Genomic DNA, 23,893 nt, shown 5'->3' with positions numbered 1-23,893 from the left:
GGGCACCGCTGCGTCCGGGGGCTCGCGGTCAGGTGGTGCCGTCGTCGAGCAGGGCCGCGATGGCCGCCCGCTCGTCGGCGGGGAAGACCAGGATGCGCAGCCCCTCGCCGTCCTCGGCGGGCACGGTCGTGGCCCGCACCCCGGCCTGGCTCAGCCGCTCCTCGACGAAGGCCGCCGCGGTCCGGCTGGGCACCTTGGCGATCTCCTTGAGCAGCCCGTAGTCCTTGCGGGCGTCCCCGGCGAACGACCAGCGCAGCACCAGCCCGAGCCCGCCGACGACCAGCAGGGCGACCAGCAGCAGGTACGGCGCGGGCAGGTCCATGCCGCCATTCTCGCGCGCCGGGGCACCCGGGGAGCGGGGCAGGGGACCTTGTGAGCAATGGCACGGGGGCGGATCGTGTTACCCACCAGTACCCTTTGCGAAAAGGACGGATTAACGGAGGTTAACCGGTGCCGTACCCCACTGATGGAGAGCGCGACCGCCCGTGGGTCATGCGGACCTACGCCGGGCACTCGTCCGCGGCGAAGTCGAACGAGCTGTACCGGCGGAACCTGGCCAAGGGCCAGACCGGGCTGTCGGTGGCCTTCGACCTGCCCACCCAGACCGGCTACGACCCCGACCACGAGCTGGCCAGGGGTGAGGTCGGCAAGGTCGGCGTGCCGGTCAGCCACATCGGCGACATGCGCACGCTGTTCGACCAGATCCCGCTGGGCGGGGCCAACACCTCGATGACGATCAACGCCACCGCCATGTGGCTGCTGTCGCTCTACGTCACCGTCGCCCAGGAGCAGGCCGAGGCCGAGGGGACCGACTGGCACGAGGTGGTCGGGAAGCTGGCGGGCACCACCCAGAACGACATCATCAAGGAGTACCTGTCGCGCGGGACCTACGTGTTCCCGCCCGGGCCGAGCCTGCGGCTGATCACCGACATGGTGGCCTACACCGTGGCCAACGTGCCGAAGTGGAACCCGATCAACATCTGCAGCTACCACCTGCAGGAGGTCGGCGCGACCCCGGTGCAGGAGGTCGCCTACGCCATGTGCACGGCCATCGCGGTGCTCGACGCGGTGCGCGACTCCGGGCAGGTGCCGGAGGAGAAGTTCGGCGACGTGGTGCAGCGGATCTCCTTCTTCGTCAACGCGGGCGTGCGGTTCGTGGAGGAGATGTGCAAGATGCGCGCCTTCACCGAGCTGTGGGACGAGATCACCCGCGACCGCTACGGCGTCACCAACGAGAAGCACCGCCGGTTCCGCTACGGCGTGCAGGTCAACTCCCTGGGCCTGACCGAGGCGCAGCCGGAGAACAACGTGCAGCGCATCGTGCTGGAGATGCTCGCGGTCTCCCTCTCGCGCAAGGCGCGGGCCAGGGCCATCCAGCTCCCCGCCTGGAACGAGGCGCTGGGCCTGCCCCGGCCGTGGGACCAGCAGTGGGCGCTGCGGATGCAGCAGGTGCTGGCCTACGAGACCGACCTGCTGGAGTACGAGGACATCTTCGACGGCTCCCCGGTGATCGAGGCCAAGGTCAACTCGATCCTGCGGGGCGCCCGCGAGGAGATCGACCGGGTGCAGGCCATGGGCGGCGCGGTCGCGGCCGTGGAGTCCGGGTACATGAAGACGCAGATGGTGGGCTCGCTCGCCGACCACCGCAGGCGCATCGAGGCCGGTGACCAGGTCATCGTCGGCGTCAACAAGTTCGGCACCACCGAGCCCAGCCCGTTGCAGGCCGAGGGCGCGAAGGCCATCGAGACCGTGGACCCGATCGCCGAGCGGGAGGCCGTGGAGGCCATCGCCGCCTGGCGGGCGGGCCGCGACGGCGCCGCCGTGGACGAGGCGCTGCGGGTGCTGCGCGACGCGGCGAAGACCGACGCGAACCTGATGGAGGCCACCATCGGCTGCGCCCGGGCCGGGGTGACCACCGGCGAGTGGTCGCAGGCGCTGCGCGAGGTGTTCGGCGAGTACCGGGCGCCCACCGGCGTGTCCGGCGCGTCGGCGACCGGTGAGGCCGGGGCCGAGCTGGGCAAGGTGCGCGACCGGGTGAAGGCCACCGGCGAGGAACTGGGCGAGCGGCTGCGCATCCTGGTCGGCAAGCCCGGCCTGGACGGGCACTCCAACGGCGCCGAGCAGATCGCCGTGCGCGCCCGCGACACCGGCTTCGAGGTCGTCTACCAGGGCATCCGGCTCACCGCCGACCAGATCGTGGCCGCCGCGGTGCAGGAGGGCGTGCACGTGGTCGGCCTGTCGATCCTGTCCGGGTCGCACCTGGACGCGGTCCCGGCCGTGGTCGAGGGGCTGCGCGCGGCCGGGGCGGGCGACATCCCGGTCGTCGTCGGCGGCATCATCCCGCCCGACGACGCGGAGGTCCTCGCCGCCAAGGGCGTGGCCAGGGTGTTCACCCCCAAGGACTACGAGATGACGCAGATCATGAACGAGATCGTCGACGTCATCCGCGAGGCCAACGACCTGGCCTGAGGCGCACGGGGAGGGCTGGTCGGCGCTCAGTCCTCCCCGCTCAGTCCTCCCCGATGTCCTCGTGCCACAGCTCGGGGTGGGCGGAGGTGAAGTCGGTCATCAGGCCGACGCACTCGGCGTCGTCGAGCAGCACCACCTCCACCCCGTGCTCGGCCAGCCACCCGTGCCCGCCGGTGAACGTCCTGGCCTCGCCGATCACCACCCGGGGGATGCCGAACTGGCGGACCAGGCCGGAGCAGTACCAGCACGGCGACAGCGTGGTGACCATGGTCGTGCCCCGGTAGGAGCGCCTGCGGCCCGCGTTGCGGAACGCCGAGGTCTCCCCGTGCACCGACGGGTCGCCGTCCTGGACCCGGCGGTTGTGCCCCGAGCCCCACAGGTCCCCGTCCGGTCCGAACAGGGCGGCGCCGATCGGTATCCCGCCGGAGGCGAGGCCCGCCCTGGCCTCGCGCACCGCCTCGGCCAGCATCTGCGTGGTGTCCACCCCCGGATTGTGCTGCCGCCGCGGGCCGCGCGCGAGGGTGATCACGAGTGGTGTTGGCCGCGTCCGTTGGACGAGTGGCGCGTTCTCCTGGTTAGGTCTACCGACAAGTAGCTAACGCGGGAGGTTTGGGCAATGGCCGCCTATCAGACCGTCGTCGTCGGCACCGACGGCTCCGAATCCTCGTACCTCGCGGTCGACCGGGCCGCGGCGGTCGCCGCGGACAGCTCGGCGACCCTGGTCATCGCGTGCGCGTACCAGCCGCGTGAGGACCGCGACCTGGGCCGGGTGCAGGACGAACTCGGCTCCGACGTCGCCTACCAGGTCGTCGGGTTCAACCCCGCGGAGGAGACGGTGCGCACCGCCTCCGAGCGGGCCCGCAAGGCCGGTGCGACGAACATCGAGACCGTGGTCGTCGACGGCGACCCGGTGCCGACCCTGGCCAAGGTCGTGCACGACCACAAGGCCGACCTGCTGGTCGTCGGCAACCGGGGGCTCAACACCCTCGCCGGGCGCATCCTCGGCTCGGTCCCGGCGGAGGCCGCCCGCAAGTCGTCGGTCGACGTCCTCATCGTGCACACCACCGGCTGAGATGGACGAGCGCAACGACGACCGCGGCGGCGCGGCGGAACCCGACCCGGTCGAGGCCGCCCAGCGGCGCGTCGAGGAGGTCCTGCTCGGCGGCACCCGCCAGTTCACCAGGCTGGAGGTCTGCGAGAAGGCCGGGGTGCCGCTGGAGCGGGCGATGCGGCTGTGGCGCGCCCTCGGGTTCGCCACCGTCGCCGACGACGCGGTGGTCTTCACCGACCGCGACATCGAGACGCTGCGGCTCACCGACGAGCTGATGTACCGGGGCATCCTGGAGCCGGAGCTGGCCACGGCCACCGCCCGGATGCTCGGGCAGCACCTGTCGCGGCTGGCCGAGTGGGAGGTGCACGTCCTGCGCGACGTGCTCGCCGCCAACCCGGAGCTGCTGGCCGACGAGCGCCAGCTCGGCCGGTTCATCGAGCAGTTGGTGCCGCAACTGGAGAGCATGCAGAACTTCGCCTGGCGGCGCCACCTCGCCGCCTACGCGGGGCGCGCGCTGTCGAGCACCCAGGACCTGGAGTCGCGCAGCCAGGTCGTCGGCTTCGCCGACATGGTCGGGTTCACCACCTTCACCCGCCGCTCCGACGAGGCCGCCCTGGTCGACGTGGTCGACCGGTTCGACATGATGACCGCCGAGGTCGTCGCGGAGAACCACGGCCGCATCGTCAAGATGCTCGGCGACGAGGTCCTCTTCGTCGCCGACGACCCGGTGCACGGCGGCCGGATCGCGCTGGCCCTGCTGGAGCGCGCCGAGGCCGACGACGCCCTGCCGATGCTGCGCGCGGGCCTGGCCTACGGCCGGGTGCTGAGCCGCTTCGGCGACGTCTACGGCTCCACGGTCAACATCGCCAGCCGCCTCACCTCGGTGGCCCGGCCGGGGACCGTGCTGGTGGACCGGCCGCTGGGCGACGTGCTGATCGAGGTCCGCGAGGAGTTCTCGGTCCGGCACCGCCGCCCGGTCTCGGTGCGCGGGTACAGCAGGCTCAAGCACTCGGTGCTGCGCCGCGCCGGTGACGCGCAGCCGTCGCTGGTGGAGTCGGTGCAGCAGCGGGCGGCGGACCTGCTGGGCCTCTCGGCGGAGGACCAGTACGAGGACGACCAGGACGAGGCACCCGCCATCGCGCTGGAGCCGGACACCGACGCGCCGCGCTCGCGCAGGTCGGAGCGGGACCGGTCGGGCCGGAAGCCGGACCGGGAGCGCTCGGACAAGGGCCGGGGCAAGCGCAGGCGCTGACCGGCGCGTCCGGTCCCGGGCAGCGGACCGGCCGCGGGGGCGCACCCCCGCGGCCGTCGCGCCGTCCCGGTCCCTACGGCAGGGTGTCGAGGGTGGCCGAGACCGCGTTGGCGAAGGCGTAGCCGTTGGACGCGTCCCAGTTGATCGACCACGTCATGGCCCCGCGCAGGGTCGGGTACGTCGTCGACGGGCGGAAGGCGCCGCAGCCGGTGCCCTTGGCCAGGCAGGTCAGGCCCGCGGAGACGTTCGCCGGGGACTGGTACCCGCCGCCCGCCCCGCTGGGGCTCGCCGGGAGGCCGAGGCCGACCTGGTCGGCGCGCAGCCCGCCCTGGAGCTGGATGCAGGCCAGCGCGGTCAGGAAGTCGATCGAGCCCTGGCTGTAGACCTTGCCGTCGCAGCCGAGCATGGCGCCGGAGTTGTAGTACTGCATGTTGACGATCGTCAGGATGTCCTTGACCGCCAGGGCGAGCTGGAAGTAGCCGCCGGAGGTCGACTGCATGTCGATGGTCTGCGGGGCCATCGTGATCACCGTGCCGCCCTCGGCGTGGATTCGACGCAGGGCACTGCCCATGTGCTGGGCGTTGATGCCGTTCTCCAGGTCGATGTCGACCCCGTCGAAGCCGTAGTCGTCGATCAGGCGGCCCACGCTGGCGGCGAAGTTGGCGGACGCGGTCGCGTCGCCGACGGAGACGGTGCCCTTCTCACCGCCGACGGACAGGATCACCTTCTGGCCGCGGGCGCGCACCGCGGCCACGTCGGCCCGGAACTGGGCGTCGGTGTAACCGCCGAGTTGGCTCGACAGGCCGGGGTCGAGGGTGAAGGTCACCGCGCCGGGGGTCGTCGGGACCGCGTCGGCGAAGGAGACGGCGATGATGTCGTAGGTGGTGGGGACGTCGGCGAGCCGCAGCGGCTTGGCACCGTTGTAGAAGTTCTGCCAGTAGCCGGTGAGGACGTGCTTGGGCAGGCCCGTGGCCGGGGGCGGGGTCGTCGGCCGGGTGGTGGTCGTCGTGGGTGGCGTGGTCGTGGGTGGCGTGGTCGACGTGGGGGTGGTCGTCGGTGGGGCGGTGCCGGGGCCGTCGAGGGCGAGGTCGTCGGCGAGGTAGGCGGGCTGGCCGTACCAGCCGTGCACGTACACCGTGGCCGAGGAGGAGGCGGCGGTGAAGGCGACGCTCAACCTGGTCCACGTGCTCGCGGCGGGCGTCCAGCTGGAGGCGTCGCCCGTCGTGGTGCCCGTGGCGCCGAGGTAGGCATAAGCGCCTTTCACCCACGCGCTCAGCGTGTACTGGGCGCCCGGGGTGACGGCGACGGTCTGCGAGCACCGGGCGTTGTCCTGGCCCGATGGGGTGCCTTTCAACGCGGCGGAGCCGGAGTGGCGGTCGCTGTCGGTGGTCGCACCCGAGCAGGTCCAGCCCGAGGTGCCGGACTCGAACCCGGGGTTGGCCAGCAGGTTCGCGGCGTCGGCGCTGCCGCCGCCCGCGAGGACCAGCCCGGCGGAGGCGGCGAGCGCGGCGGACACGGCGGCGAGGGCGCGGCGGGCGGTGGACGGCATGGGCTGCCTCCTGCGGGGGTGCGGACGCGGTCCGGACCCACCCAAGGTGGACTAGACCATTGAAAAATGTCAATCACCCCTTGGCGATCGAGACAAACCCTTTCCGTCCACAGTGGATTCACCGTGGTCTCGGCGAATCAGATTCACGTCCACCCGTGACACCGCCGCGACCGGGGCGCACCCGCCGCCCCGGCGCACCCCCGACCGCAGTGTCGACCGGCTACTGGCTGTGGTGCTCGTGCAGCAGAAGCTGGGTGTAGGCGGCGATCGACTGCGCGTCGACGATGGAGCCGTCGCGGATGCCCGCCTCGAACCCGGCCCGGGGGAACCAGGCGGCGCGCATGTCCTGCTCGGTGGCCTCCCGGTCCGGGGCGCCCTCGGTGAGGTCGGTGGCGAGGTAGACGCTGCCGCCCTGGCTGGTGAGCCCGGGGGCGACGTCCAAGTGGCCGATCAGGGTCATCGTGCCCGCGGTCAGCCCGGTCTCCTCGCGCAGCTCGCGCACCGCCAGCTCCGCCGGGTCGAGGTCGGCGCGGTCGGGGGCGGTGCCCTGGGGGAACTCCCAGCGGCGCGCGCCCACCGGGTAGCGGAACTGCTCGACGAGCATCAACCGCTCCCCGTCGAGGGGGATGACCAGGGCGTAGTGCGGTTTGTCCACCACCCCGTAGATGCCGGGGCTGCCGTCCGGGCGGCGGATGGCGTCCTCCCGGACGGTCATCCAGGCGTTGGCGTAGACCTGCTTGGAGTCGAGGCGTTCCACGGGGTAGATCCTGCCCGGGGGCACCGGCGCGGGCGCACGGGGCTAACCTGCTGCGCGTGCGCCTCGTGATCGCTCGCTGTCAGGTCGACTACGCCGGACGGCTCACCGCCCACCTCCCGATGGCCAACCGGCTGCTGCTGGTGAAGGCGGACGGGTCGGTCTCGGTCCACTCCGACGACCGCGCCTACAAGCCGCTGAACTGGATGACCCCGCCCTGCTGGCTCATCGAGGAGCCGGGCATGTGGGTCGTGCAGAACAAGGCGGGCGAGAAGATCGCCATCACCATTGAGGAGATCCACCACGACTCCCGGCACGAGCTCGGCGCCGAACCCGGCCTGATCAAGGACGGCGTGGAGGCCCACCTGCAGGAACTGCTCGCCGAGCACATCACCACCCTCGGCGACGGCTACACCCTGGTCCGCCGCGAGTACCCCACCGCCATCGGCCCGGTCGACATCCTCTGCCGCGACGCCGCGGGCTCCTCGGTCGCCGTCGAGATCAAGCGCCGCGGCGACATCGACGGGGTGGAGCAGTTGACCCGCTACCTGGAGCTGCTCAACCGCGACCCGCTGCTCTCCCCGGTCACCGGTGTCTTCGCCGCGCAGCTCATCCGCCCCCAGGCCAAGGTCCTCGCCGAGGACCGGGGCATCCGCTGCGTCACCCTCGACTACGACACCCTCCGCGGCATCGAGAGCGACGAGTTCCGCCTCTTCTGACCCGGTCAACGGGCTAGTGGACTGGACCACTCGGACGTGTACGGGCGGCGAATTCCAGCCCTTCGTGAACGGTGGTCGACTTCGCCGTGCGCCGCGGTGCGGTCGGGTCCATGCTGTTCCCGATCACATCGACGTGTACGACGGGGGCGGTATGCATTTCCTCGCGGACGCGGACCTGCGGCTGGACGCGGGCCCGATCGACTACGCCTTGCTGGCCGTCTACTTCGCCCTGGTCCTGGGGATCGGGGCGATGGCGCGGCGCTCGGTGTCCAGCAGCCTGGACTTCTTCCTGTCCGGCCGGTCGCTGCCCGCGTGGGTGACCGGGTTGGCGTTCATCTCCGCCAACCTCGGCGCGGTCGAGATCTTCGGCATGACGGCCAACGGCGCGCAGTACGGGTTGCCGACCATGCACTACTACTGGATCGGCGCGATCCCGGCCATGGTGTTCCTGGGCCTGGTGATGATGCCGTTCTACTACGGCTCCAAGGTCCGCAGCGTGCCGGAGTTCCTGCTGCGGCGGTTCGGGAAGTTCGCGCACCTGACCAACGGCATCAGCTTCGCCCTCGCCCAGGTGCTCATCGCCGGGGTGAACCTGTTCGCCCTCGCCACCGTGGTCAACCTGCTGCTCGGGTGGCCGCTGTGGCTCTCGGTCGTGGTGGCGGCGGTGATCGTGCTGGCCTACACCTCCCTCGGCGGGCTGTCGGCGGCCGTCTACAACGAGGTCATGCAGTTCTTCGTGATCGTGGCGATGCTGCTGCCGCTGACCTTCCTCGGCCTCAAGCGGGTCGGCGGGTGGCAGGGCCTGGTCGACAAGGTGGCCGGGACCACGGGCAGCTCCGCCGCCGACCAGCTCAGCTCGTGGCCGGGCACCAACCTGACCGGCATCGGCAACGCCACGCTGTCGGTGCTGGGCATCGTGTTCGGCCTCGGCTTCGTGCTGTCCTTCGGCTACTGGACGACGAACTTCGCCGAGGTGCAGCGGGCCATGTCGGCCAAGAGCATGTCGGCCGCGCGCCGCACGCCGCTGATCGGGGCGTACCCGAAGACGCTGATCGCGCTGATCATCATCATCCCCGGCATGATCGCCGCGGTGATCGTGCCGGAGCTGCGCGAGATGAAGGCGGGCGCGGAGAACGGGGTCACCTACAACAACGCGATCCTGCTGCTGATCCGCGACCTGCTGCCCAACGGGATGCTGGGCATCGCGATCACCGGTCTGCTGGCGGCGTTCATGGCGGGCATGGCGGCGAACGTCAGCTCGTTCAACACCGTCTTCACCTACGACATCTGGCAGGCGTACATCGTCAAGGACAAGCCGGACGACTACTACCTGCGGGTGGGGCGGGTGGCGACGGTGGCGGGCTGCGTCGTGGCGATCGGCACGGCGTTCATCGCCTCCAGCTTCAACAACATCATGGACTACCTCCAGACGTTGTTCGGCTTCTTCAACGCCCCGCTGTTCGCCACGTTCATCCTGGGCATGTTCTGGAAGCGGATGACCCCGCTCGCCGGTGGCCTCGGCCTGATCTTCGGCACCGCCTCGGCGGTGACCGTCGACCTGCTCAACCGCGCCGAGGTGCTGAACCTGGCCGGGCAGGGCGCGAGCTTCGTGGCCGCCAGCGTGGCCTTCGTGGTCGACATCGCGGTCAGCGTGGGCGTCTCGCTGGTGACCAGGCCCAAGCCGGAGTCGGAACTGCGCGGCCTGGTGTGGTCGCTGACCCCGCGCGACCAGCTCCGCCACGACGACACCGGGGAGAACTCGGGCTGGTACCGCAAGCCCGTGGTCCTCGGCGCCGGGGTGCTCGCGCTGACCGTCGTGCTCAACATCGTCTTCTGGTAGGGGGAGTCAGCGTGACGGAGAAGGTTGTGGCGGAGAAGAAGGCCAAGGCGGGTCTGTTCGACCTGCGCGGCATCCTGGCGCTGCTGTTCGGCGTCTACGGCGTCGTGCTGACCGTGATGGGCCTGGTGTCGACCTCGCAGGCCGACCTGGACAAGGCCGCGGGCGTCAACATCAACCTGTGGATGGGCGTGTTCATGCTCGTCGTGGCGCTGGCGTTCCTCGCCTGGGCCCGGCTGCGGCCGCTGGCCGTGCCGGAAACCACGGGTGAGACCGCGGCGGGTTCGACGGCGGGCTCGACCGCGGCGACCGAGGGCGGGCGCGGGAACTGACCCTGGGGTGGGGCAGGCTCCGGACCGCGGCCCACCGCGGTCCGGAGCTGGTTCCCGTACCCCCTGCGGTCCACGGTGGAGCGACCCCGCCGCGGGCGATCCGCGGGTTCGGCGCACGGGCGGCCGCGGCGTTGACTACCGTCTCGGGAGTGAGGGCTTCGAGGCGACGGCGGTCCATGGCGGTGGCGGGGTGCCTGGCGGTGCTGCTCGCCGGGTGCGGCACGGGCGCCGACCTGGCGAAGACGACCGGCAAGCGGACCACCGTGCCCGCCACCGAGGGACTTGACGCGGGTCCGGAGACCGGCGGCAGCACGCCGCCGCCGACCGGGGACGACGCGTTCTCCTCCGCGTCGCTGCGCCGGGTCAACCCGTGCGCGATCATGGACGAGGAGACCATGTCGGGCTTCGGCACCCCGGCGCGGAGCAGGCTGCGCGACTACGCGCTCTGCTCGAACTACATGAAGGACCCCGGCGGCCGGGACCTCAACTTCACCATGACCATCGGCGACAGCAGCCTGGCCCGCAAGGCCCAGGGCGCGCTCAAGATCGGCGGCCTGCCGGTGGCCGAGTCCGAGTTGGACGACAAGACCGCCTGCTTCGTCACCGCCATCACCGAGACCGACCCCGACCGCGGCATCACCGTCCAGATCGGCAGCGACACCCCCGGGGGCCTGTGCGAACCGGGGCGCACGCTGCTGGAGGCGGCCGTCACCAAGATCCGCGACAGCAAGCCGGAGCTGGAAGTGCGCAAGGGGTCGCTGGTCGACCTGGACGCGTGCACGGTCCTCGACGACTCCGTGGTGGCCGCCGCGATCGGCGACGGCCCGGGCAAGAAGCCGACCGGGTTGCACAACTGCACCTACAACACCGAGGGCGTCACCTTCCGGGTGGAGTTCTCCCTCGGCACCGACCCGGACGAGCTGGCCGAGGCGGCCAAGACGACCCCGGTCGACCTGGGCGGGGTCCGGGCCCAGCAGCGCAGCGAGAGCACCTCCTCCACCCGGTGCAGCCTGTCCTGGGCGCACGTCCCGTTCGAGGGCGCGGAGGGCAACGCGGAGGTCGTCAAGGTCGACTTCACCCGCTACGACCCGCAGGCGGGCGAGGACGCGTGCGCCAAGGTGCAGACCGTGGCGAAGGCCCTGCTGCCGAAGCTGCCGCAGAAGTAGGCCACTCTCCCTGAACGGTCCAGTGGTGCAGTTCACCTGGACTAACCGTGGTCGCGTGGCAGTATCAGCAGTCGATGTTACTCGGAAGTAGCATCGTCGTTGCTGTCATCGGGGACTGCGGAGGTAGTCGTGGCGCGTGAGTTCTCCACCGTCGGTGTTGTCGGACTCGGGACCATGGGCGCGGGCATCGCGGAGGTGCTTGCCCGCACCGGTGTGCGGGTCGTGGCGGTGGAGGTCGACGACGCGGGCGTCGAACGCGGCCGCGGCCACGTCGAGCACTCCACCGGCCGGGCGCTGGCCAAGGAGAAGCTCACCGAGGCCGAGCGCACCGAACTGCTCGGGCGCATCAGCTACACCACCGCCCTGGCCGACCTGGCCGAGGCCGACCTGGTGATCGAGGCCATCCCGGAGTCGCTGGAGCTCAAGGCCCGGGTCTTCGGCGAACTCGACCGCATCCTCAAGCCCGAGGCCGTGCTGGCCTCCAACACCTCGTCGCTGTCGATCACCGAGATCGGCGTCCACACCGGACGCCCGGGCAAGGTCGTCGGCCTGCACTTCTTCAACCCGGCCCCGGTGCTGAAGCTGACCGAGGTCGTGCGCACCGTGGTCACCGAGCCGGACGTGGTGGACGACGTGGTCGCCTTCGCCCAGAAGCTGGGCAAGGAGCCGGTCGTCATCGGCGACCGCGCGGGCTTCATCGCCAACGCGCTGCTGTTCGGCTACCTCAACCACGCGGTCTCGATGTACGAGGCGCGCTACGCCACCCGCGAGGACCTCGACGCGGCCATGCGCTACGGCTGCGGCTACCCGATGGGCCCGCTGGCGCTGCTGGACCTGATCGGCCTGGACACCGCGTACGAGATCCTGGAGACGATGTACGCGCAGTCGCGCAACCGGCTGCACGCCCCGGCCCCGATCCTCAAGCAGATGATCACCGCGGGCCTGCTCGGCCGCAAGACCGGCCGCGGCTTCTACACCTACGACGCCCCCGAGTCGCCCACCGTGGTGCCCGACGCGCTCACCCCGGCCGCCGCGGGCGAGTCCGACGTGGCGCTGCGCGAGGTGCAGCGGGTCGGCGTGGTCGGCACCGGCACCATGGCCACCGGCATCGTCGAGGTCTTCGCCCGCAAGGGCCACGACGTGGTCCTGCGCGCCCGCAGCGCCGACAAGGCCGAGGCGGCGGTGGGCAAGGTCCGCAAGTCCCTCGACCGCCAGGTCGCCAAGGGCCGCCTGTCCGAATCCGACCGCGACGCCGTCCTGGCCCGCATCTCCCCGGCGGTGGAGTTCGAGGAGCTGGCCGACTGCGACCTGGTCGTCGAGGCCGTCGCCGAGGAGCTGGCGATCAAGCAGGCCGTGTTCGGCGCGCTGGACGAGGTGGTGAAGCCGGGCGCGATCCTGGCCACCACGACCTCCTCGCTGCCGGTCATCGAGTGCGCCGCGGCGACCTCCCGCCCGGCCGACGTGGTGGGCCTGCACTTCTTCAACCCGGCGCCGGTCATGAAGCTGGTGGAGATCGTCGAGACCATCTCCACCGGTGCCGACGTGGTGGCCACCGCGCGGGCGCTGTGCCTCAAGGTCGGCAAGCAGCCGGTGCACTGCGGCGACCGCGCGGGCTTCATCGTCAACGCCCTGCTGTTCCCGTACCTCAACGACGCGATCAAGATGCTCGAGGCGCACTACGCGGAGTCCGAGGACATCGACACCGCCATGAAGGTCGGCTGCGGCCTGCCGATGGGCCCGTTCGAGCTGCTGGACGTGGTCGGCCTGGACGTGTCGCTGGCCATCGAGCGCACCCTCTACAACGAGTTCCGCGAGGCCGGTTACGCCCCGGCCCCGCTGCTGGAGCACCTGGTCACCGCGGGCCGCCTGGGCCGCAAGACCGGCAAGGGCTTCCGCGACTACAGCAAGTAGCACCCGGTTCGGTGCTCGAACGCCCCCCGGTCAGGTGACCGGGGGGCGTTCGGCTGTTCAAGTGGCCGGGACGCCAGGGCGTCGGGGTACTGGTCAGCCGCAGCAGCCGCCGCCGCAGCACCCGCCGCCACCGCCGGACGGCGCGGGGGCGGCGGAACCGCCGCCCAGCCCGGCCATCGTGAGCAGCTTGACCGTGTCCTCGTGGCCGCCGGGGCAGGGGGCGGGGTCGGACGACGCGCTCATCGGCCGCCGGACCTCGAAGGTCGACCCGCAGGACCGGCAGCGGAACTCGTAGGTGGGCATGGCCCCATTCTGCCCGTCCCGGTCAACCCGGATAATCGGTTGCGTGCCACGCCGGAACAACACCAGGCGCTCCGAGGAGCCGCGCCCGCTCAGCGGGGCGCTGGCCGCGCAGCGCGTGGAGTCGGCCTCCGACGGGGACTGGTACGTGCGCAACGTGACCGGGTCGCAGGCGGGCAAGGTCTACCGCTGCCCCGGGTGCGACCACGAGATCCGGCCGGGGGTGGCGCACGTGGTCGCCTGGTCGGCGGACGACCGGACCGGGGTGGAGGACCGCAGGCACTGGCACCGCGCCTGCTGGGACGCGCGGGGGCGACGGGGGCCGACGGCGCGTCGGTGGTGAGGGCGCGCCCCGACGTCCCGCTTGCCCACCCCGATCAGGCAGGTCCCTCCCGGGTCTGCGCAGGAAGCGCCCGTGGCAAGCGCTTGCCCTCGGCCATCCCCGGGCCGGCGGTCCGTTCCGCCGGGGTGCCGTGCCACCGGTAGAAGCGGCACGGGGCGCCCGTGTACTCGGCCTGGCGGAATTCGGTGAAGCCGAGCTTGTCGGCGACCCGCCGGGCCGGTTCGTTGTCCAGGGTGGTGATGATCCACACCGGGAGGTCCGGCCGCTCGGCGGCGGCCCAGTCCAGGGCGGCCCCGGCCATCTCCGGGGCGTAGCCGTGCCCCCAGGCGCGGGGGCGCAGGCGGTAGTAGAGGTTCAGGTAGCGGTGGCCGTCGAACTCGCCGAGTTGCAGACCGCCGAAGCCCAGGACGGCGGCGTCGTCGGGGAGGGTGATGGACCAGTAGCCGAAGCCGTGGGTCCGCCAGTGCTCCAACCAGAAGTCCAGTTGGGCGCTGGTCTCGGCCGGGGAGCTGGGGCCGCCGGGGCGATGGCGGCAGGTGCGCGGATCACCCTGGATGGCGACGGCGGCGGCGATGTCGGCCCGGTCGACCGGGCGCAGGACCAGCCGCTCGGTGCGGATGCCGGTCATGGCGCCGAACCTACCCCCACTGGCAGGCGGGGCGCCGGTGCGCTTCCATGATCGATGTGGACAACACCGATGACGCGATGGACCGGGTGCCCTGCCCGCAGCCCTGGCGCAAGGCCGACGGGTCGGTCAACCCGGCGGGCGACCCGGCGGGGCGGGCGCTGACCGCCGAGGTCGACGGCACCCGCGGTCTGCTGCTGCCGGTCCGCCAGTCGACCACCGCCGCCGTCGCCGTGCTGGCCGTCCTCGGGGTGGCGCTGCTGGTGCTGGCCGCCTTCCTGTTCGCCGCCGGGGGTGTCGTGGCGGTCATCGGCGGGGTCCTCGCGGTGCTGTTCGGGCTGCTGGTGGTCGTCTCCTGCGTCACCGCGCTGCGCAAGCCGCGGGCGGGTGCCGGGCTGCTGCTGACCCCCGACGGGTTGCTGCTCAACTGGACGACGCCGCTGACCAGGTTGCCCTGGTCGCAGGTGCGGGAGGTGCGCCCGGTGGCGGTCCGGCTGGGGCGCGCCAACACCGCCGCGAGCGTGAACTACCTCGGCGTGGTCACGGCCGACCCCGGCGCGGCGGGCGAGCGGCACCGCGGGCAGGCCGAGCGGTTCGGCAAGGACCTGGCGTTCGCGCTGTCCACGCGCACCCTGCTCGTGGACCAGTTGGTGGCGCTGCGCGCGCTCACCCACTACCTCGACCACCCCGAGCACCGCGCCGAACTCGGCACCGGGGCGGCGGTCACCCGGCTGCACGGCTGAGGGTGGTCCAATGGGCGGTGTGCACCACACCGACACCGGCTCCGGCACCCCCTTCCTGCTGCTGCACGCCTTCCCGCTGGACTCCCGGATGTGGGACCCGGTGCGCGCCGAGCTGTCCGAGCACGTCCGCCTGATCACCCCCGACCTGCCCGGCCTCGGCCGCTCGCCGGTCCCGCAGGCACCGCCGTCCCTGGAGACCACCGCCGCCGACCTGGTGCGGCTGCTGGACGACCTCGGCGTGGAGCGGGCCGTCGTCGGCGGTTCCTCGCTCGGCGGCTACGTGCTCATGGCGATGCTCCGCGCCGCCCCGGAACGGATCTCCGGCGCGGTGTTCATCGGCACCAAGGCCACCGCCGACACCCCGGGGGCGGCGGCGGGCCGCGAAACCCTGGCGCGGCAGGCGGAGGCGGAAGGCGTGGTGCCGTGGTTGGCCGAATCCACGCTGCCCAACCTGCTGCACGACCAGACCGCCGCGGCGGCGCTGCGCCCCACCATCGACAGCCAGCCGCCCGCCGGGGTGGCGTGGACCGCCCGCGCCATGGCCGCCCGCCCGGACTCCCGGGAAACGCTCCGCGCCCTCGACCTCGACGCCCTCGTCGTCCACGGCGCCCACGACGCGCTGATGCCCCCCGAGGCGGGGCGGGACATCGCCGACCTCACCGGCGCCCGCCTCCACGTCGTGCCCACCGCGGGCCACCTCCCCGGCCACGAGACACCCCGCGACTTCCTCGACGCCGTGGTCCCCTGGCTGGCCCGGTAGTGGAAGCCGCGGGCGCGGTGGAACCCCGCCCGCGGTGGAACCCCGTCCGCACAGCCGCAACGATCCCCGTGGGCAGGTCCTAGTCGGGCCAGACCGGGGAGCGCTTCTCCAGGAACGCGGCCATGCCCTCCTTGGCGCCCGGGAGCTGCGAGGCCGCCGCCATGACCTCGACCGCCAGCGCGTAGGCGTCCTGCTCCGGCCGGTCGAGCTGGGCGTAGAGGGTCTGCTTGCCCAGGGCCCTGCTCGCCCGGCTGCCCCTGGTGGCGCGGGCGAGCAGGTCGTCCACGGTGGCGTCCAGGTCGGCGTCGGGCACCACGCGGTTGACCAGGCCCCAGTCCAGGGCGGTGCGGGCGTCGATGACGTCGCCGGTGAGGGCCAGTTCCACCAACCGCTTGCGGCCGACGGAGCGGGCGACGGGGACCGCCGGGGTGTGGCAGAACCAGCCGCCCTTGCCGCCGGGCAGGGCGAACCCGGCCGATTCGGCGGCCACCGCCAGGTCGCAGGTGGCGACGAGCTGGCAGCCCGCCGCGGTGGCCAGCCCGTGCACCCGGGCGATCACCACCTGCGGGATCGCGTGCACGGTCCGCATCAGGTCCGTGCACAGGAGCAGCAGGTCGCGGACACCGGTCAGGTCGCGGGCGGCCACGTCGCCGAAGTCGTGGCCCGCGGAGAAGACCGGGCCCGCGCCCGCCAGGACCACCCCGGTCGCGTCCGAGTCGCCCGCCGCGCGGAAGGCGGTGAGGAGTTCGGTGAGGTGGTCGGCGGACAGCGAGTTGCGGCGCGCGGGCCGGTCCATGGTGATCCGCACCGCCTCGCCGGTCCGCTCCACCCGGATGTGCTGGTACTCGGTCATGCCCGCGACGCTAGCCGTGGTCGCTGAGTCGAGGTCGCTCCCGCGCCCCGGCCGAACCTCGCGTACGCTCTGCCGTAATGCCAAATTCCGTGCCGGTATGGCAAAGTGGTCGCCATGGACGTCGAACAGGTGCTGGCCGGGATCGGGAGCAGGCTCAAGGCCGTGCGGGTGGAGCGCGGGACCACCCTGACCACCCTCGCCGCCGAAACGGGCATCTCGGTCAGCACCCTGTCCCGCCTGGAGTCCGGCAAGCGCAAGGCGACCCTGGAGCTGCTGCTGCCGATCGCCCGCGCCCACGGCAGCGACCTCGACGAACTCGTCGGCCTCACCGGCACCCCGGACCCCCGCGTGCACGCCGAACCGCGCGAGATCGAGGGCCGGACCTTCTGGCCCCTCACCGCCGCCCCCGGCCAACCGCGCGCCTACAAGGCCCTGTTCCCCCCGAGCGCCGACGAACCCGACCCGCGCACCCACGAGGGCCACGAGTGGATGTACGTCCTCAGCGGCAGGCTGCGGCTGCTGCTCGGCCCGCACGACGTCATGCTGGCACCGGGGGAGGCCGTCGAGTTCGACACCAGGGTGCCGCACTGGATCGGCAACCCCGGCCCCCACCCGGCCGAGGCCCTGATCCTGTTCGGCCGCCAGGGGGAACGGGTCCACCTGCGCACCAAGTCCTCAGTGGACTAGAGACCCCCGCGAAGCCCGGTCACCACCGGGCGGGGCCCCGGACCGCGCAACCGCGTCACTTCCCGGCGCCCCCGGCCTCGGCGACCCGCCTGCGCAAGCGGTCGCGCACCTCGTCCGGCGTGTACGCCCGTCGCTGCCGCTCCGCCCGCGTCATCGCCACGCCGGTCGCCGCCACGCCCACGACACCGGCCAGACCGAGGAACTTCCACACCCGCCGCATCCGCGCAGGCTACCGTTCCCGGACATGATCGACCTCGACCAGGCAGTCTCGCTGACCCGCACCGGTGACCTCTGGCTGTTCCGCGGGCGCACCCCCGCCGACCGGGCCATCCAGACCCTCACCAACAGCCCGGTCAACCACGTCGGCATGGCCGTGGTGCTGGAGGACCTGCCGCCGCTGATGTGGCACGCGGAGCTGGGGCGCTCCCTGCCCGACCGCTGGTCGGGGGAGCGGCAGCGCGGGGTGCAGTTGCACGACCTGCGCGACGCCGTGGTCGTGTGGGCCACCCGGTACGGGCAGCGGGCCTGGCTGCGGCAGTTGGCACCGCTGGTCTCCGCCGCGCAGGAGGACGCGCTGCTGCGCACGATCGCCCGGTTGGACGGGACGCCGTTCCCGTCGAGCGCGCGGCTGCTGGGGCGGTGGGCGCGGGGGCAGGCACCCCGGTTGCGGTGGCAGAAAGCCCGGTCCCGCGACCTCGAATCGGCGTACTGCGCCGAGGTGGTGGGGGCGACCTACGAGGACCTGGGGTTGTTGCCCGCGGGGCGCCCGCACAGCTACGACCCGGGGCAGTTCTGGAGCGGGGACGACCTGCGGTTGCTGGGCGGGGCACGACTGGGGGCGGAGATCGCGGTTTCGGTGCCCAAGGGGAGCGTTCCGGTGGGGGAGTGAAAAACGGTCGTCGACCGGTGGGTGGCGTTGTTGACCTCCGGCATGGCTTCCGGTGCCGATTAGGTCGATGAAGCTGTGTGGTGGGCGCCCGAGCGGGAGGGCGGGCCGCGCAACATCGCTTGGGCCTGGGGTTGCGGGGCTGCCGGAGGTCATGGAGATCTGCGGCGCTTTCCTGGGTTCCGTTTTGCTGTGGGCCACCGGGCGGGACCGGCTGGGGGCCGATGAGTGGGAATGGGCCAACCGGTCGAACCCGGGACGACGATGACCCCTTCCTGGAATCGAAATGGGTCATTCTCCACCGGCCCCGTGGAACCGGTGCCCGCGAAATGGCAGGAATAGGACACCCCCGGGTTGCGCGCGGGTGGAACCCCGCGGGGGAATGGGGCCTCCAAAGGGGTGCTGGCCACGCTTGATCCTGGGGGTACTCGATGCCGAGTCCAGTCAGTCGCCTGTTCGCGCGCGCAGTCGGTCTGGGCGTCGCGGTCATCGCTGTCGTCGCGGTGCTGCTGTTCGCCGTGCTCACCGGGCCGGGTGAGATCGCGGGCACGGCGCGACCGGTGGCCGCGGCGGACCTGGCCGAAACGGCGCTCGCGCAACTCGGGGCCATCGAGGACCTGCGGCTCAGCGGCACGATCGAGAGCGACACCGGGGTGGCGCTCACCGTCGACGTGGTCGCGCTGGCGGGCGGTGAGACGACGGCGGCGGTGTCCGACGGGACCGGTGGGGTCGCCGAGTTCGTCGCCGTCGACGACCGCGTGGTGGTCAACGCCAACCGCGAGTGGTGGCTGAACACCGTCCCCGTGCACGCGGAACCCGTGGCGGGCAAGTGGGTGCGGGCCACCGCCGACATGGGCTTCCCGATCGGCATGCTGGACGGGCTCTCCGGCGCGGCGCTCAAGGACGCGATCGAAGAGGCGGCCGGGTCCGGGCGGTGGTCGTCGGAGGTCGTGGAGCGCCCGGACGGCCAGTTGGCGTTCGCCCTCACCGCAGCGGACTCGCCGTGGGCGGTCCACCTGGCGGCCCGGGGCGAACCCCGGCTGCTCGGTGTCGACGGGCCGCTCGCCGAGGTGGGCGACCGGCTGCTCGGGTCCGCCCGGGGCGGCTCCTTCCCGAACGCCACCGTCAGCACCACCGCCGCCGACGACCCGTGCCGCAAGCGCGCCGACAGCAAGGTGGCCGACGCCAGGAAGCAGGTGGCGTCCGCGCCGCAGGCGCCCGCGGTCCCGACACCCTCCAGCGGGCCCTCCGTGCGGGTCTCGGTGACGCCGACCGCGCTGTGCACGTCGCCGGTGTGCCCGGCCCCCGTGGTCGTCGCCAACAGCGGCGACCAGCCCGCGGTCGGGGTCGTGTCGCTGACCTCCAGCAGCGGCGGGGGCGGGACGCAGCCGTTCTCCGCCCCGCCGGGGGGCCAGGACCAGAAGGTCTTCCAGATCACCAACCCGGCCACCGGGTGCAGGCAGACCTGCACCCGCACCGCGAGCGTGACCGCGTTCGCCCAGATCACCAGCATCGCCGGACCGGACATCGACCTCGGGCAGCGGCTCACCGGCAAGGGCGTCGACCCGAACCGGCCGGTCCCCGGCAACCCGGCCGTCGCGGGCCCGGACGTCAACCGGATCATCGACGGGCTCACCGGCGCCCCCGGCGTGCCCGGGTTCTCCGGTCGCGGCGCCCAGTCCTCCGGGGTCGACCAGGTGCTCGACCTGATGGAGCGGGCCACCGACAACCGGGTGACCGGTGTCCTGCTGTGGTTGGTCGGCGACATCGCGAAGGTGCGGGCGCCGGGCGGCCCGGTGCACCCGGTGGTCGACCTCGCCGAGAAAGCGCTCTCCGGCACCCCGGACGGCAAGCTCGCCGCGGTCAGCGCGCTGCAACTGCTGGCCGACCTGGCTGCCCAGGACGGCAGGCCGGACGGGTCGCTGGTCATCGGCGAAGGCCTCGTCACCGACACCCACACCGGGCGGGTCCACTCGATCGGCGCGCTGGCCGCGGCGGACAACGCGACCGTGAACGAGAAGGTGTACGAGCTGGTGGAGGAATCGCTCGCCCGCTTCGACGGGCCGGGCGTGACCGCCGGGTTCGAACGGGTCCTCGTGCTGGAGTTCGCCCAGCCGGTCCCCAAGTTCGGCGCCGGGAGCCGGGTCAACGTCGGCAAGAAGCTGAACGTCGAGGTCGACGGGAAGCCGCTGCGCGCGCTGTTCCTGGACGGCTCCGGCAAGCCGAGGATCACCCGGTTGATGGTCGGCAACCACCCCACCCGGGAACGCGTGGACGGCCGCCACTACTCCTACGACGCCGAAGACCTCGCCGCGCTCACCCACCAGCGCGACCAGCAGCCGCCGACGAGCAAGCCCACCCCCGGCGACCTGGTCCACACGCCCGGCGGCGAGCGGCACATCCTCCAGGGCGACCCGGACGACCCGGCCGCGACCCGGCACGGCAAGGCGGGCGGGCACCAGTCCGGCGCGGGCGGCCCGTCGCGGACGGAGTTCCCGCCGTCGTGGACACCCGAGGACATCAAGGCCGTCGTGGCCCGGGTCGTCGACCAGGGCCGGACCGTCGACACCTCCGGTGCGCCCGCCAACGGCCCGAACTCGTCGTTCACCTCCTACGGCACGCCCATCTGGTCGTGGCGCTACCTCGACACGGTGACCCACAAGGGCGTCACCATCGAGGTGGACGTCATCGTCTTCGCCGACGGCTCCGTGCGCACGGCGTACCCGACGGCGGGCGGCGCCAGCCCCAACCGGGTCGTGACGCGCGAGGATGTGCACGTGCACAAGACCGCCACGATCGGACCGAACACGATCTTCAAGAACCCGGCGGCCGCCCCGGCGAGCCCGCAGCTCAACGGCGCGCGGACCGGGTCGCCCCGCTACGACCAGAAGACCGACACGTGGCGGCACCCGGCGCTGGACGCGCGCGGCAGACCGGTCAGGGACCCCTCGGGCAAGCCGGTCGAGTACCGCACCGACGACACCGGCAAACTCGCGCCCGGTTCCCCCGTGCCCCCGCCGACGGGGAATTGCTGACCGTGGACGCGGGGATGGTTGACCTGCTGCGCGGGCTCGTCGGCCGGATGCCGGACGACCACGTGACCGGCCTGCGGATCGAACTGGCGGAGAACGGGCCCGCCGAGGCGGAGTGGACGGTGCTGTGGCGGCTGCGCGAACACGGCCTCCGGCTCACCGACGCCGAGGTCGCGCTCCTGCCGCTGATCGAGGTGGACCGGGACGACTTCCCCCTGGAACCCCCGGATGCCGCGCGACCGGAGCACCGCTTCGAGCCCGCCGCGCCGTCGGGTGACGACGAGGTCCTGCTCGGCAGGGCCGAGTCGCCCGAGCTGCGGCGGGTGGTCAAGGCCAGGCGCGTTCCGACCGGGGACGCCCCGGCGAAGGTGGTGTACGTGGCGGAGTACGGCCCCGGTGTGGATCTGGTCGCGCTCCAGTCGCTCCTGTCGCAGCGCCTGGAGGGCGCTCTCGCGGAGGTCGTCGTCGCGGGCGAGGACCTGCCCCCGTACCAGGCCGCGGCCTTGGCCGCGGGTACCCCGATCTGGCCGCGCTGAGCTTGGTCCTGTGTGGAGGGTTTATCACCCGACCGGGGGAACCAGGTTTTTCGTTGAGGCGCCTGGGTGGGTTGCTCTGCCTTCGTCGCCGGTCGTTTGGTGGGTGTGCCCGGCTGGGTGGATGTGTTTGGCCGGGGCCCCTATGGCGATCATGTGCTCCAGTGCGTCAGGTGGGGCTGAAAAGATGCCCCACCGCCCAGGCAGGCTGTCACATGATCGCCACCCCCGGCCAAACACATCCACCCACCCGGGCAGGGCCGTAGCCGGGCCGGCGGTTCCCGGGGTGGTCGGCTGACCAAGCACATCCACCCACCCGGGCCTTTGCTTGGCCGGGCCGCCGGGTTTCGGGGTGGTCGGTTGGGCAAGCACATCCACCAACCCGGGCATTTGCTCGCCGGGCCGCCGGTTTGTGGGGTGGTCGGCTGGCCGAGCGCATCCATCCACCCGGGCATTTGCTCGCCGGGCCGCCGGCTTTCGGGGCCGCCGGTTTTCGGGGTGGTCGGTTGGTGGCTGCGCCAGTGGCGTTCGGGTGGCTGGTGGCCGGGCCTGCGGTTCCTGGGGTGGTTGGCTGGGCAAGCACCTCCACCCACCGGGCAGTTGCTCGCCGGGCCGGCGGTTTCGGGGTGGTTGGCTGGGCAAGCGCATCCACCCACCCGGGCCTCTGCGTAGCCGGGCCGGCGGGTTTCGGGGTGGTCGGCGGCCGAGCGCATCCACCAACCCGGGCATTCGCTCGCCGGGCGGGTGGTTTGTGGGGTGGTCGGTCAAGCACGTCCACCCACCCGGGTGGCTGCCCAGCCGGGCCGCCGATTTGCGGGGTGGCTGGGCGGCCTTGGGGCCGGCCCTAGTTCCCGGGGGCCGTGGGGGCGGGTCTGCGGGTGGTGGGGGACGGCTTGGCGAGCTGCTGGGTGCGGTCGCCCTGGGGGGTGGGCTCCGCGGACGGGACCGGCTGCTCGGTGGCCGTGACCTCGGTGGGTTCCCACGGTTCCTTGGGCGGGCCCGCGATGGCGGGCGGGCGGTCCGCGGGGGTGCGCCGCACCGACTGCATCGCCCTGGTCGGGGAGTCGTCCGACGGGGAGCCGTCGACCACCGGGTTGGCGGAGAGGCGTTCCTCCGGCAGGGGGTCGAGGACCGGGGCGGCGTCGGCGAGTTGCACGTGGGCGTCGGCGATGAGGTCGCGGGCCGAGACGAGCTGGTCGGCGACCCTGGCCCGGAGTTGGCGCAGCGCGGCGACGCGCTCGGTGGCGTGGCTGATGCGGCGGTTGGACTCGTCGGTGGCCTCGCGGACGCGGCGGTGGGCCTCGGTGGTGGCCTCCTGCAGGCGGGCGGTGGCCTCGGTGATCGCGTCGTGGCGGCGGCGGTTGGCCTCCTCGGTGGCCTCGCGCACCCGCCGTTCGGCCTCGGCCTTGCTGGTGGCCTCGCGTTCGGCGAGCTGCCGCATCGACTCGGTGCGGCGGCCCGCCATGGCGATCTCGAAGTCCTCTTCGACCTGGGTGCGGCGGGCCTCGGACTCGGCTTCGAGCCGGGCGGCCTCGGCGCGGGCGGAGCCGACCAGGTGGTCGGCGTCGGCGCGGGCCTTCTCGACGATGCCCCGGTGCTCGTTCTCCATGGCGACCCGGCGGGCCTCCAGGTCGGCCATCATCTGGTCGTACTGCCTGCGCAGGGCCTGGCCGTCGGCCTCGGCCTGGGCGCGGATGTGCGCGGCCTCGGCCTCCGAGCGGCGGCGGGTCTCCTCGGCTTCCTCGGTGGCCAGCCGCAGCATCCGCTGCAGGCGCTCGCTGAGGCCCTCCAGGGTGGTCGGCGGCAGCGACAGCCGGTCGATCTGCCCGCGCATGTCGTCGATCTGGCCGCGGGCGCTCTCGAGCTGCTTGGCCAGGTCGCCCGCCTGCGCGACGGCCGCGTTGCGGTCGGCGTGCAGGAGTTGCAGCTCCGCGTCGATCCGCTCCAGGTGCTCGTCGACCTGGCCGCGGCTGTAGCCGCGTTTGGTGATGTCGAAACCGGGACCCAGCGGCACCAGATCGCGTTCCTCGCCCAAAGCCATGCGCCCACGCTACCTGTCCCGCTGTCGCCACTCCCGGCAACTGGCCGAAT

General features: G+C 72.5%; 24 protein-coding genes. 15 read left to right on the top strand and 9 right to left on the bottom strand.

The window, feature by feature from the left end; translation table 11 throughout:
• Positions 1-28 precede the first annotated feature (28 nt).
• A complete protein-coding gene (locus DFQ13_RS26955) occupies positions 29-322 on the bottom strand; it encodes a hypothetical protein (protein WP_035285260.1) in 294 nt (97 codons plus the stop codon).
• A 128-nt stretch (positions 323-450) separates the two neighbouring features.
• On the opposite strand from DFQ13_RS26955, the gene DFQ13_RS26950 reads away from it, so the two are divergent.
• On the top strand, positions 451-2,469 hold the full coding sequence (locus DFQ13_RS26950) for a protein meaA (protein ID WP_084176002.1): 2,019 nt from the start codon (positions 451-453) through the stop codon (positions 2,467-2,469).
• A gap of 40 nt (positions 2,470-2,509) precedes the next feature.
• On the opposite strand, the gene DFQ13_RS26945 is transcribed toward DFQ13_RS26950, so the two are convergent.
• Positions 2,510-2,938: a nucleoside deaminase gene (locus tag DFQ13_RS26945; protein ID WP_110081849.1), complete on the bottom strand. Its 429-nt coding sequence runs from the start codon at positions 2,936-2,938 to the stop codon at positions 2,510-2,512.
• Between the two features lie 147 nt (positions 2,939-3,085).
• Between DFQ13_RS26945 and DFQ13_RS26940 the strand changes: the two genes are divergently transcribed.
• Both DFQ13_RS26940 and DFQ13_RS26935 read left to right on the top strand, forming a co-directional pair.
• Positions 3,086-3,541 (top strand): universal stress protein, encoded by a 456-nt coding sequence (locus tag DFQ13_RS26940; protein WP_035285266.1) that lies wholly within the window; start codon positions 3,086-3,088, stop codon positions 3,539-3,541.
• A gap of 1 nt (position 3,542) precedes the next feature.
• Entirely contained in the window at positions 3,543-4,772 is a 1,230-nt protein-coding gene (locus tag DFQ13_RS26935) for an adenylate/guanylate cyclase domain-containing protein (RefSeq protein ID WP_110081798.1), read from the top strand.
• A 73-nt stretch (positions 4,773-4,845) separates the two neighbouring features.
• Here DFQ13_RS26935 and DFQ13_RS26930 read toward each other — a convergent pair whose 3' ends face one another.
• Positions 4,846-6,321 carry a chitinase gene (locus tag DFQ13_RS26930; protein ID WP_110081797.1) on the bottom strand — a complete coding sequence of 492 codons (1,476 nt, stop codon included), beginning with the start codon at positions 6,319-6,321 and terminating at the stop codon, positions 4,846-4,848.
• A 220-nt stretch (positions 6,322-6,541) separates the two neighbouring features.
• The gene (locus DFQ13_RS26925) at positions 6,542-7,078 is read right to left on the bottom strand and encodes an NUDIX domain-containing protein (RefSeq protein ID WP_110081848.1); all 537 of its coding nucleotides are present in this window, start codon (positions 7,076-7,078) and stop codon (positions 6,542-6,544) included.
• Positions 7,079-7,134: 56 nt separating this feature from the next.
• On the opposite strand from DFQ13_RS26925, the gene nucS reads away from it, so the two are divergent.
• From nucS to DFQ13_RS26900, 5 genes are all read left to right on the top strand, one after another.
• Positions 7,135-7,794: an endonuclease NucS gene (gene nucS, locus DFQ13_RS26920; RefSeq protein ID WP_035285270.1), complete on the top strand. Its 660-nt coding sequence runs from the start codon at positions 7,135-7,137 to the stop codon at positions 7,792-7,794.
• Between the two features lie 151 nt (positions 7,795-7,945).
• Complete coding sequence (locus DFQ13_RS26915) at positions 7,946-9,634, top strand: sodium:solute symporter family protein (RefSeq protein ID WP_110081796.1); 1,689 nt, start codon at positions 7,946-7,948, stop codon at positions 9,632-9,634.
• 11 nt (positions 9,635-9,645) lie between these two features.
• Positions 9,646-9,963, top strand: coding sequence for a hypothetical protein (locus DFQ13_RS26910; RefSeq protein ID WP_407643214.1), 318 nt, complete (start codon positions 9,646-9,648; stop codon positions 9,961-9,963).
• Between the two features lie 149 nt (positions 9,964-10,112).
• Positions 10,113-11,129, top strand: a complete 1,017-nt coding sequence (locus DFQ13_RS26905; protein ID WP_146241366.1) for a DUF3558 domain-containing protein — start codon at positions 10,113-10,115, stop codon at positions 11,127-11,129.
• Between the two features lie 129 nt (positions 11,130-11,258).
• Positions 11,259-13,040: a 3-hydroxyacyl-CoA dehydrogenase family protein gene (locus tag DFQ13_RS26900; RefSeq protein ID WP_110081793.1), complete on the top strand. Its 1,782-nt coding sequence runs from the start codon at positions 11,259-11,261 to the stop codon at positions 13,038-13,040.
• Positions 13,041-13,133: 93 nt separating this feature from the next.
• Here the strand turns inward: DFQ13_RS26900 and DFQ13_RS26895 are convergent, their stop codons facing one another.
• Positions 13,134-13,343 carry an FmdB family zinc ribbon protein gene (locus DFQ13_RS26895; protein WP_110081792.1) on the bottom strand — a complete coding sequence of 70 codons (210 nt, stop codon included), beginning with the start codon at positions 13,341-13,343 and terminating at the stop codon, positions 13,134-13,136.
• 43 nt (positions 13,344-13,386) lie between these two features.
• Between DFQ13_RS26895 and DFQ13_RS26890 the strand changes: the two genes are divergently transcribed.
• On the top strand, positions 13,387-13,683 hold the full coding sequence (locus DFQ13_RS26890) for a hypothetical protein (RefSeq protein WP_035285283.1): 297 nt from the start codon (positions 13,387-13,389) through the stop codon (positions 13,681-13,683).
• A 34-nt stretch (positions 13,684-13,717) separates the two neighbouring features.
• Here DFQ13_RS26890 and DFQ13_RS26885 read toward each other — a convergent pair whose 3' ends face one another.
• A complete protein-coding gene (locus DFQ13_RS26885) occupies positions 13,718-14,311 on the bottom strand; it encodes a GNAT family N-acetyltransferase (protein ID WP_110081791.1) in 594 nt (197 codons plus the stop codon).
• Positions 14,312-14,358: 47 nt separating this feature from the next.
• Between DFQ13_RS26885 and DFQ13_RS26880 the strand changes: the two genes are divergently transcribed.
• Both DFQ13_RS26880 and DFQ13_RS26875 read left to right on the top strand, forming a co-directional pair.
• The gene (locus tag DFQ13_RS26880; RefSeq protein ID WP_035285285.1) at positions 14,359-15,051 is read left to right on the top strand and encodes a hypothetical protein; all 693 of its coding nucleotides are present in this window, start codon (positions 14,359-14,361) and stop codon (positions 15,049-15,051) included.
• 10 nt (positions 15,052-15,061) lie between these two features.
• Positions 15,062-15,811, top strand: a complete 750-nt coding sequence (locus DFQ13_RS26875; protein ID WP_110081790.1) for an alpha/beta fold hydrolase — start codon at positions 15,062-15,064, stop codon at positions 15,809-15,811.
• Between the two features lie 79 nt (positions 15,812-15,890).
• Here DFQ13_RS26875 and DFQ13_RS26870 read toward each other — a convergent pair whose 3' ends face one another.
• Entirely contained in the window at positions 15,891-16,664 is a 774-nt protein-coding gene (locus DFQ13_RS26870) for an enoyl-CoA hydratase-related protein (protein WP_035285287.1), read from the bottom strand.
• Positions 16,665-16,778: 114 nt separating this feature from the next.
• On the opposite strand from DFQ13_RS26870, the gene DFQ13_RS26865 reads away from it, so the two are divergent.
• The gene (locus DFQ13_RS26865) at positions 16,779-17,351 is read left to right on the top strand and encodes a helix-turn-helix domain-containing protein (RefSeq protein ID WP_110081846.1); all 573 of its coding nucleotides are present in this window, start codon (positions 16,779-16,781) and stop codon (positions 17,349-17,351) included.
• Positions 17,352-17,406: 55 nt separating this feature from the next.
• Here DFQ13_RS26865 and DFQ13_RS34140 read toward each other — a convergent pair whose 3' ends face one another.
• Complete coding sequence (locus DFQ13_RS34140; RefSeq protein WP_181400162.1) at positions 17,407-17,571, bottom strand: hypothetical protein; 165 nt, start codon at positions 17,569-17,571, stop codon at positions 17,407-17,409.
• Between the two features lie 24 nt (positions 17,572-17,595).
• Here DFQ13_RS34140 and DFQ13_RS26860 point away from each other — a divergent pair, with 24 nt between their 5' ends.
• From DFQ13_RS26860 to DFQ13_RS26850, 3 genes are all read left to right on the top strand, one after another.
• Positions 17,596-18,240, top strand: coding sequence for a hypothetical protein (locus tag DFQ13_RS26860; protein WP_110081789.1), 645 nt, complete (start codon positions 17,596-17,598; stop codon positions 18,238-18,240).
• Positions 18,241-18,668: 428 nt separating this feature from the next.
• Positions 18,669-21,272: an EndoU domain-containing protein gene (locus DFQ13_RS26855; protein WP_110081788.1), complete on the top strand. Its 2,604-nt coding sequence runs from the start codon at positions 18,669-18,671 to the stop codon at positions 21,270-21,272.
• Between the two features lie 14 nt (positions 21,273-21,286).
• Positions 21,287-21,805 carry a hypothetical protein gene (locus DFQ13_RS26850; RefSeq protein WP_146241365.1) on the top strand — a complete coding sequence of 173 codons (519 nt, stop codon included), beginning with the start codon at positions 21,287-21,289 and terminating at the stop codon, positions 21,803-21,805.
• 841 nt (positions 21,806-22,646) lie between these two features.
• On the opposite strand, the gene DFQ13_RS26845 is transcribed toward DFQ13_RS26850, so the two are convergent.
• Positions 22,647-23,843, bottom strand: coding sequence for a chromosome segregation protein (locus DFQ13_RS26845; RefSeq protein WP_233438590.1), 1,197 nt, complete (start codon positions 23,841-23,843; stop codon positions 22,647-22,649).
• Between the last annotated feature and the right edge of the window lie 50 nt (positions 23,844-23,893).

The sequence above is a fragment of the Actinokineospora spheciospongiae genome, from assembly GCF_003182415.1.
GTDB classification, from domain to species: Bacteria; Actinomycetota; Actinomycetes; order Mycobacteriales; family Pseudonocardiaceae; genus Actinokineospora; species Actinokineospora spheciospongiae.
This window is presented reverse-complemented; position numbering and strand designations above follow the sequence as displayed.

Coding starts and splice junctions, on each gene's coding strand:
- DFQ13_RS26865 (WP_110081846.1), top strand. CDS start 16,779: ATGGACGTCGAACAGGTGCTGGCCGGGATCGGGAGCAGGCTCAAGGCC.
- DFQ13_RS26875 (WP_110081790.1), top strand. CDS start 15,062: ATGGGCGGTGTGCACCACACCGACACCGGCTCCGGCACCCCCTTCCTG.
- DFQ13_RS26850 (WP_146241365.1), top strand. CDS start 21,287: ATGGTTGACCTGCTGCGCGGGCTCGTCGGCCGGATGCCGGACGACCAC.
- DFQ13_RS26880 (WP_035285285.1), top strand. CDS start 14,359: ATGATCGATGTGGACAACACCGATGACGCGATGGACCGGGTGCCCTGC.
- DFQ13_RS26930 (WP_110081797.1), bottom strand. CDS start 6,321: ATGCCGTCCACCGCCCGCCGCGCCCTCGCCGCCGTGTCCGCCGCGCTC.
- DFQ13_RS26915 (WP_110081796.1), top strand. CDS start 7,946: ATGCATTTCCTCGCGGACGCGGACCTGCGGCTGGACGCGGGCCCGATC.
- DFQ13_RS34140 (WP_181400162.1), bottom strand. CDS start 17,571: ATGCGGCGGGTGTGGAAGTTCCTCGGTCTGGCCGGTGTCGTGGGCGTG.
- DFQ13_RS26955 (WP_035285260.1), bottom strand. CDS start 322: ATGGACCTGCCCGCGCCGTACCTGCTGCTGGTCGCCCTGCTGGTCGTC.
- DFQ13_RS26845 (WP_233438590.1), bottom strand. CDS start 23,843: ATGGCTTTGGGCGAGGAACGCGATCTGGTGCCGCTGGGTCCCGGTTTC.
- DFQ13_RS26935 (WP_110081798.1), top strand. CDS start 3,543: ATGGACGAGCGCAACGACGACCGCGGCGGCGCGGCGGAACCCGACCCG.
- DFQ13_RS26945 (WP_110081849.1), bottom strand. CDS start 2,938: ATGCTGGCCGAGGCGGTGCGCGAGGCCAGGGCGGGCCTCGCCTCCGGC.
- DFQ13_RS26870 (WP_035285287.1), bottom strand. CDS start 16,664: ATGACCGAGTACCAGCACATCCGGGTGGAGCGGACCGGCGAGGCGGTG.
- DFQ13_RS26940 (WP_035285266.1), top strand. CDS start 3,086: ATGGCCGCCTATCAGACCGTCGTCGTCGGCACCGACGGCTCCGAATCC.
- DFQ13_RS26895 (WP_110081792.1), bottom strand. CDS start 13,343: ATGCCCACCTACGAGTTCCGCTGCCGGTCCTGCGGGTCGACCTTCGAG.
- DFQ13_RS26885 (WP_110081791.1), bottom strand. CDS start 14,311: ATGACCGGCATCCGCACCGAGCGGCTGGTCCTGCGCCCGGTCGACCGG.
- DFQ13_RS26855 (WP_110081788.1), top strand. CDS start 18,669: ATGCCGAGTCCAGTCAGTCGCCTGTTCGCGCGCGCAGTCGGTCTGGGC.
- DFQ13_RS26860 (WP_110081789.1), top strand. CDS start 17,596: ATGATCGACCTCGACCAGGCAGTCTCGCTGACCCGCACCGGTGACCTC.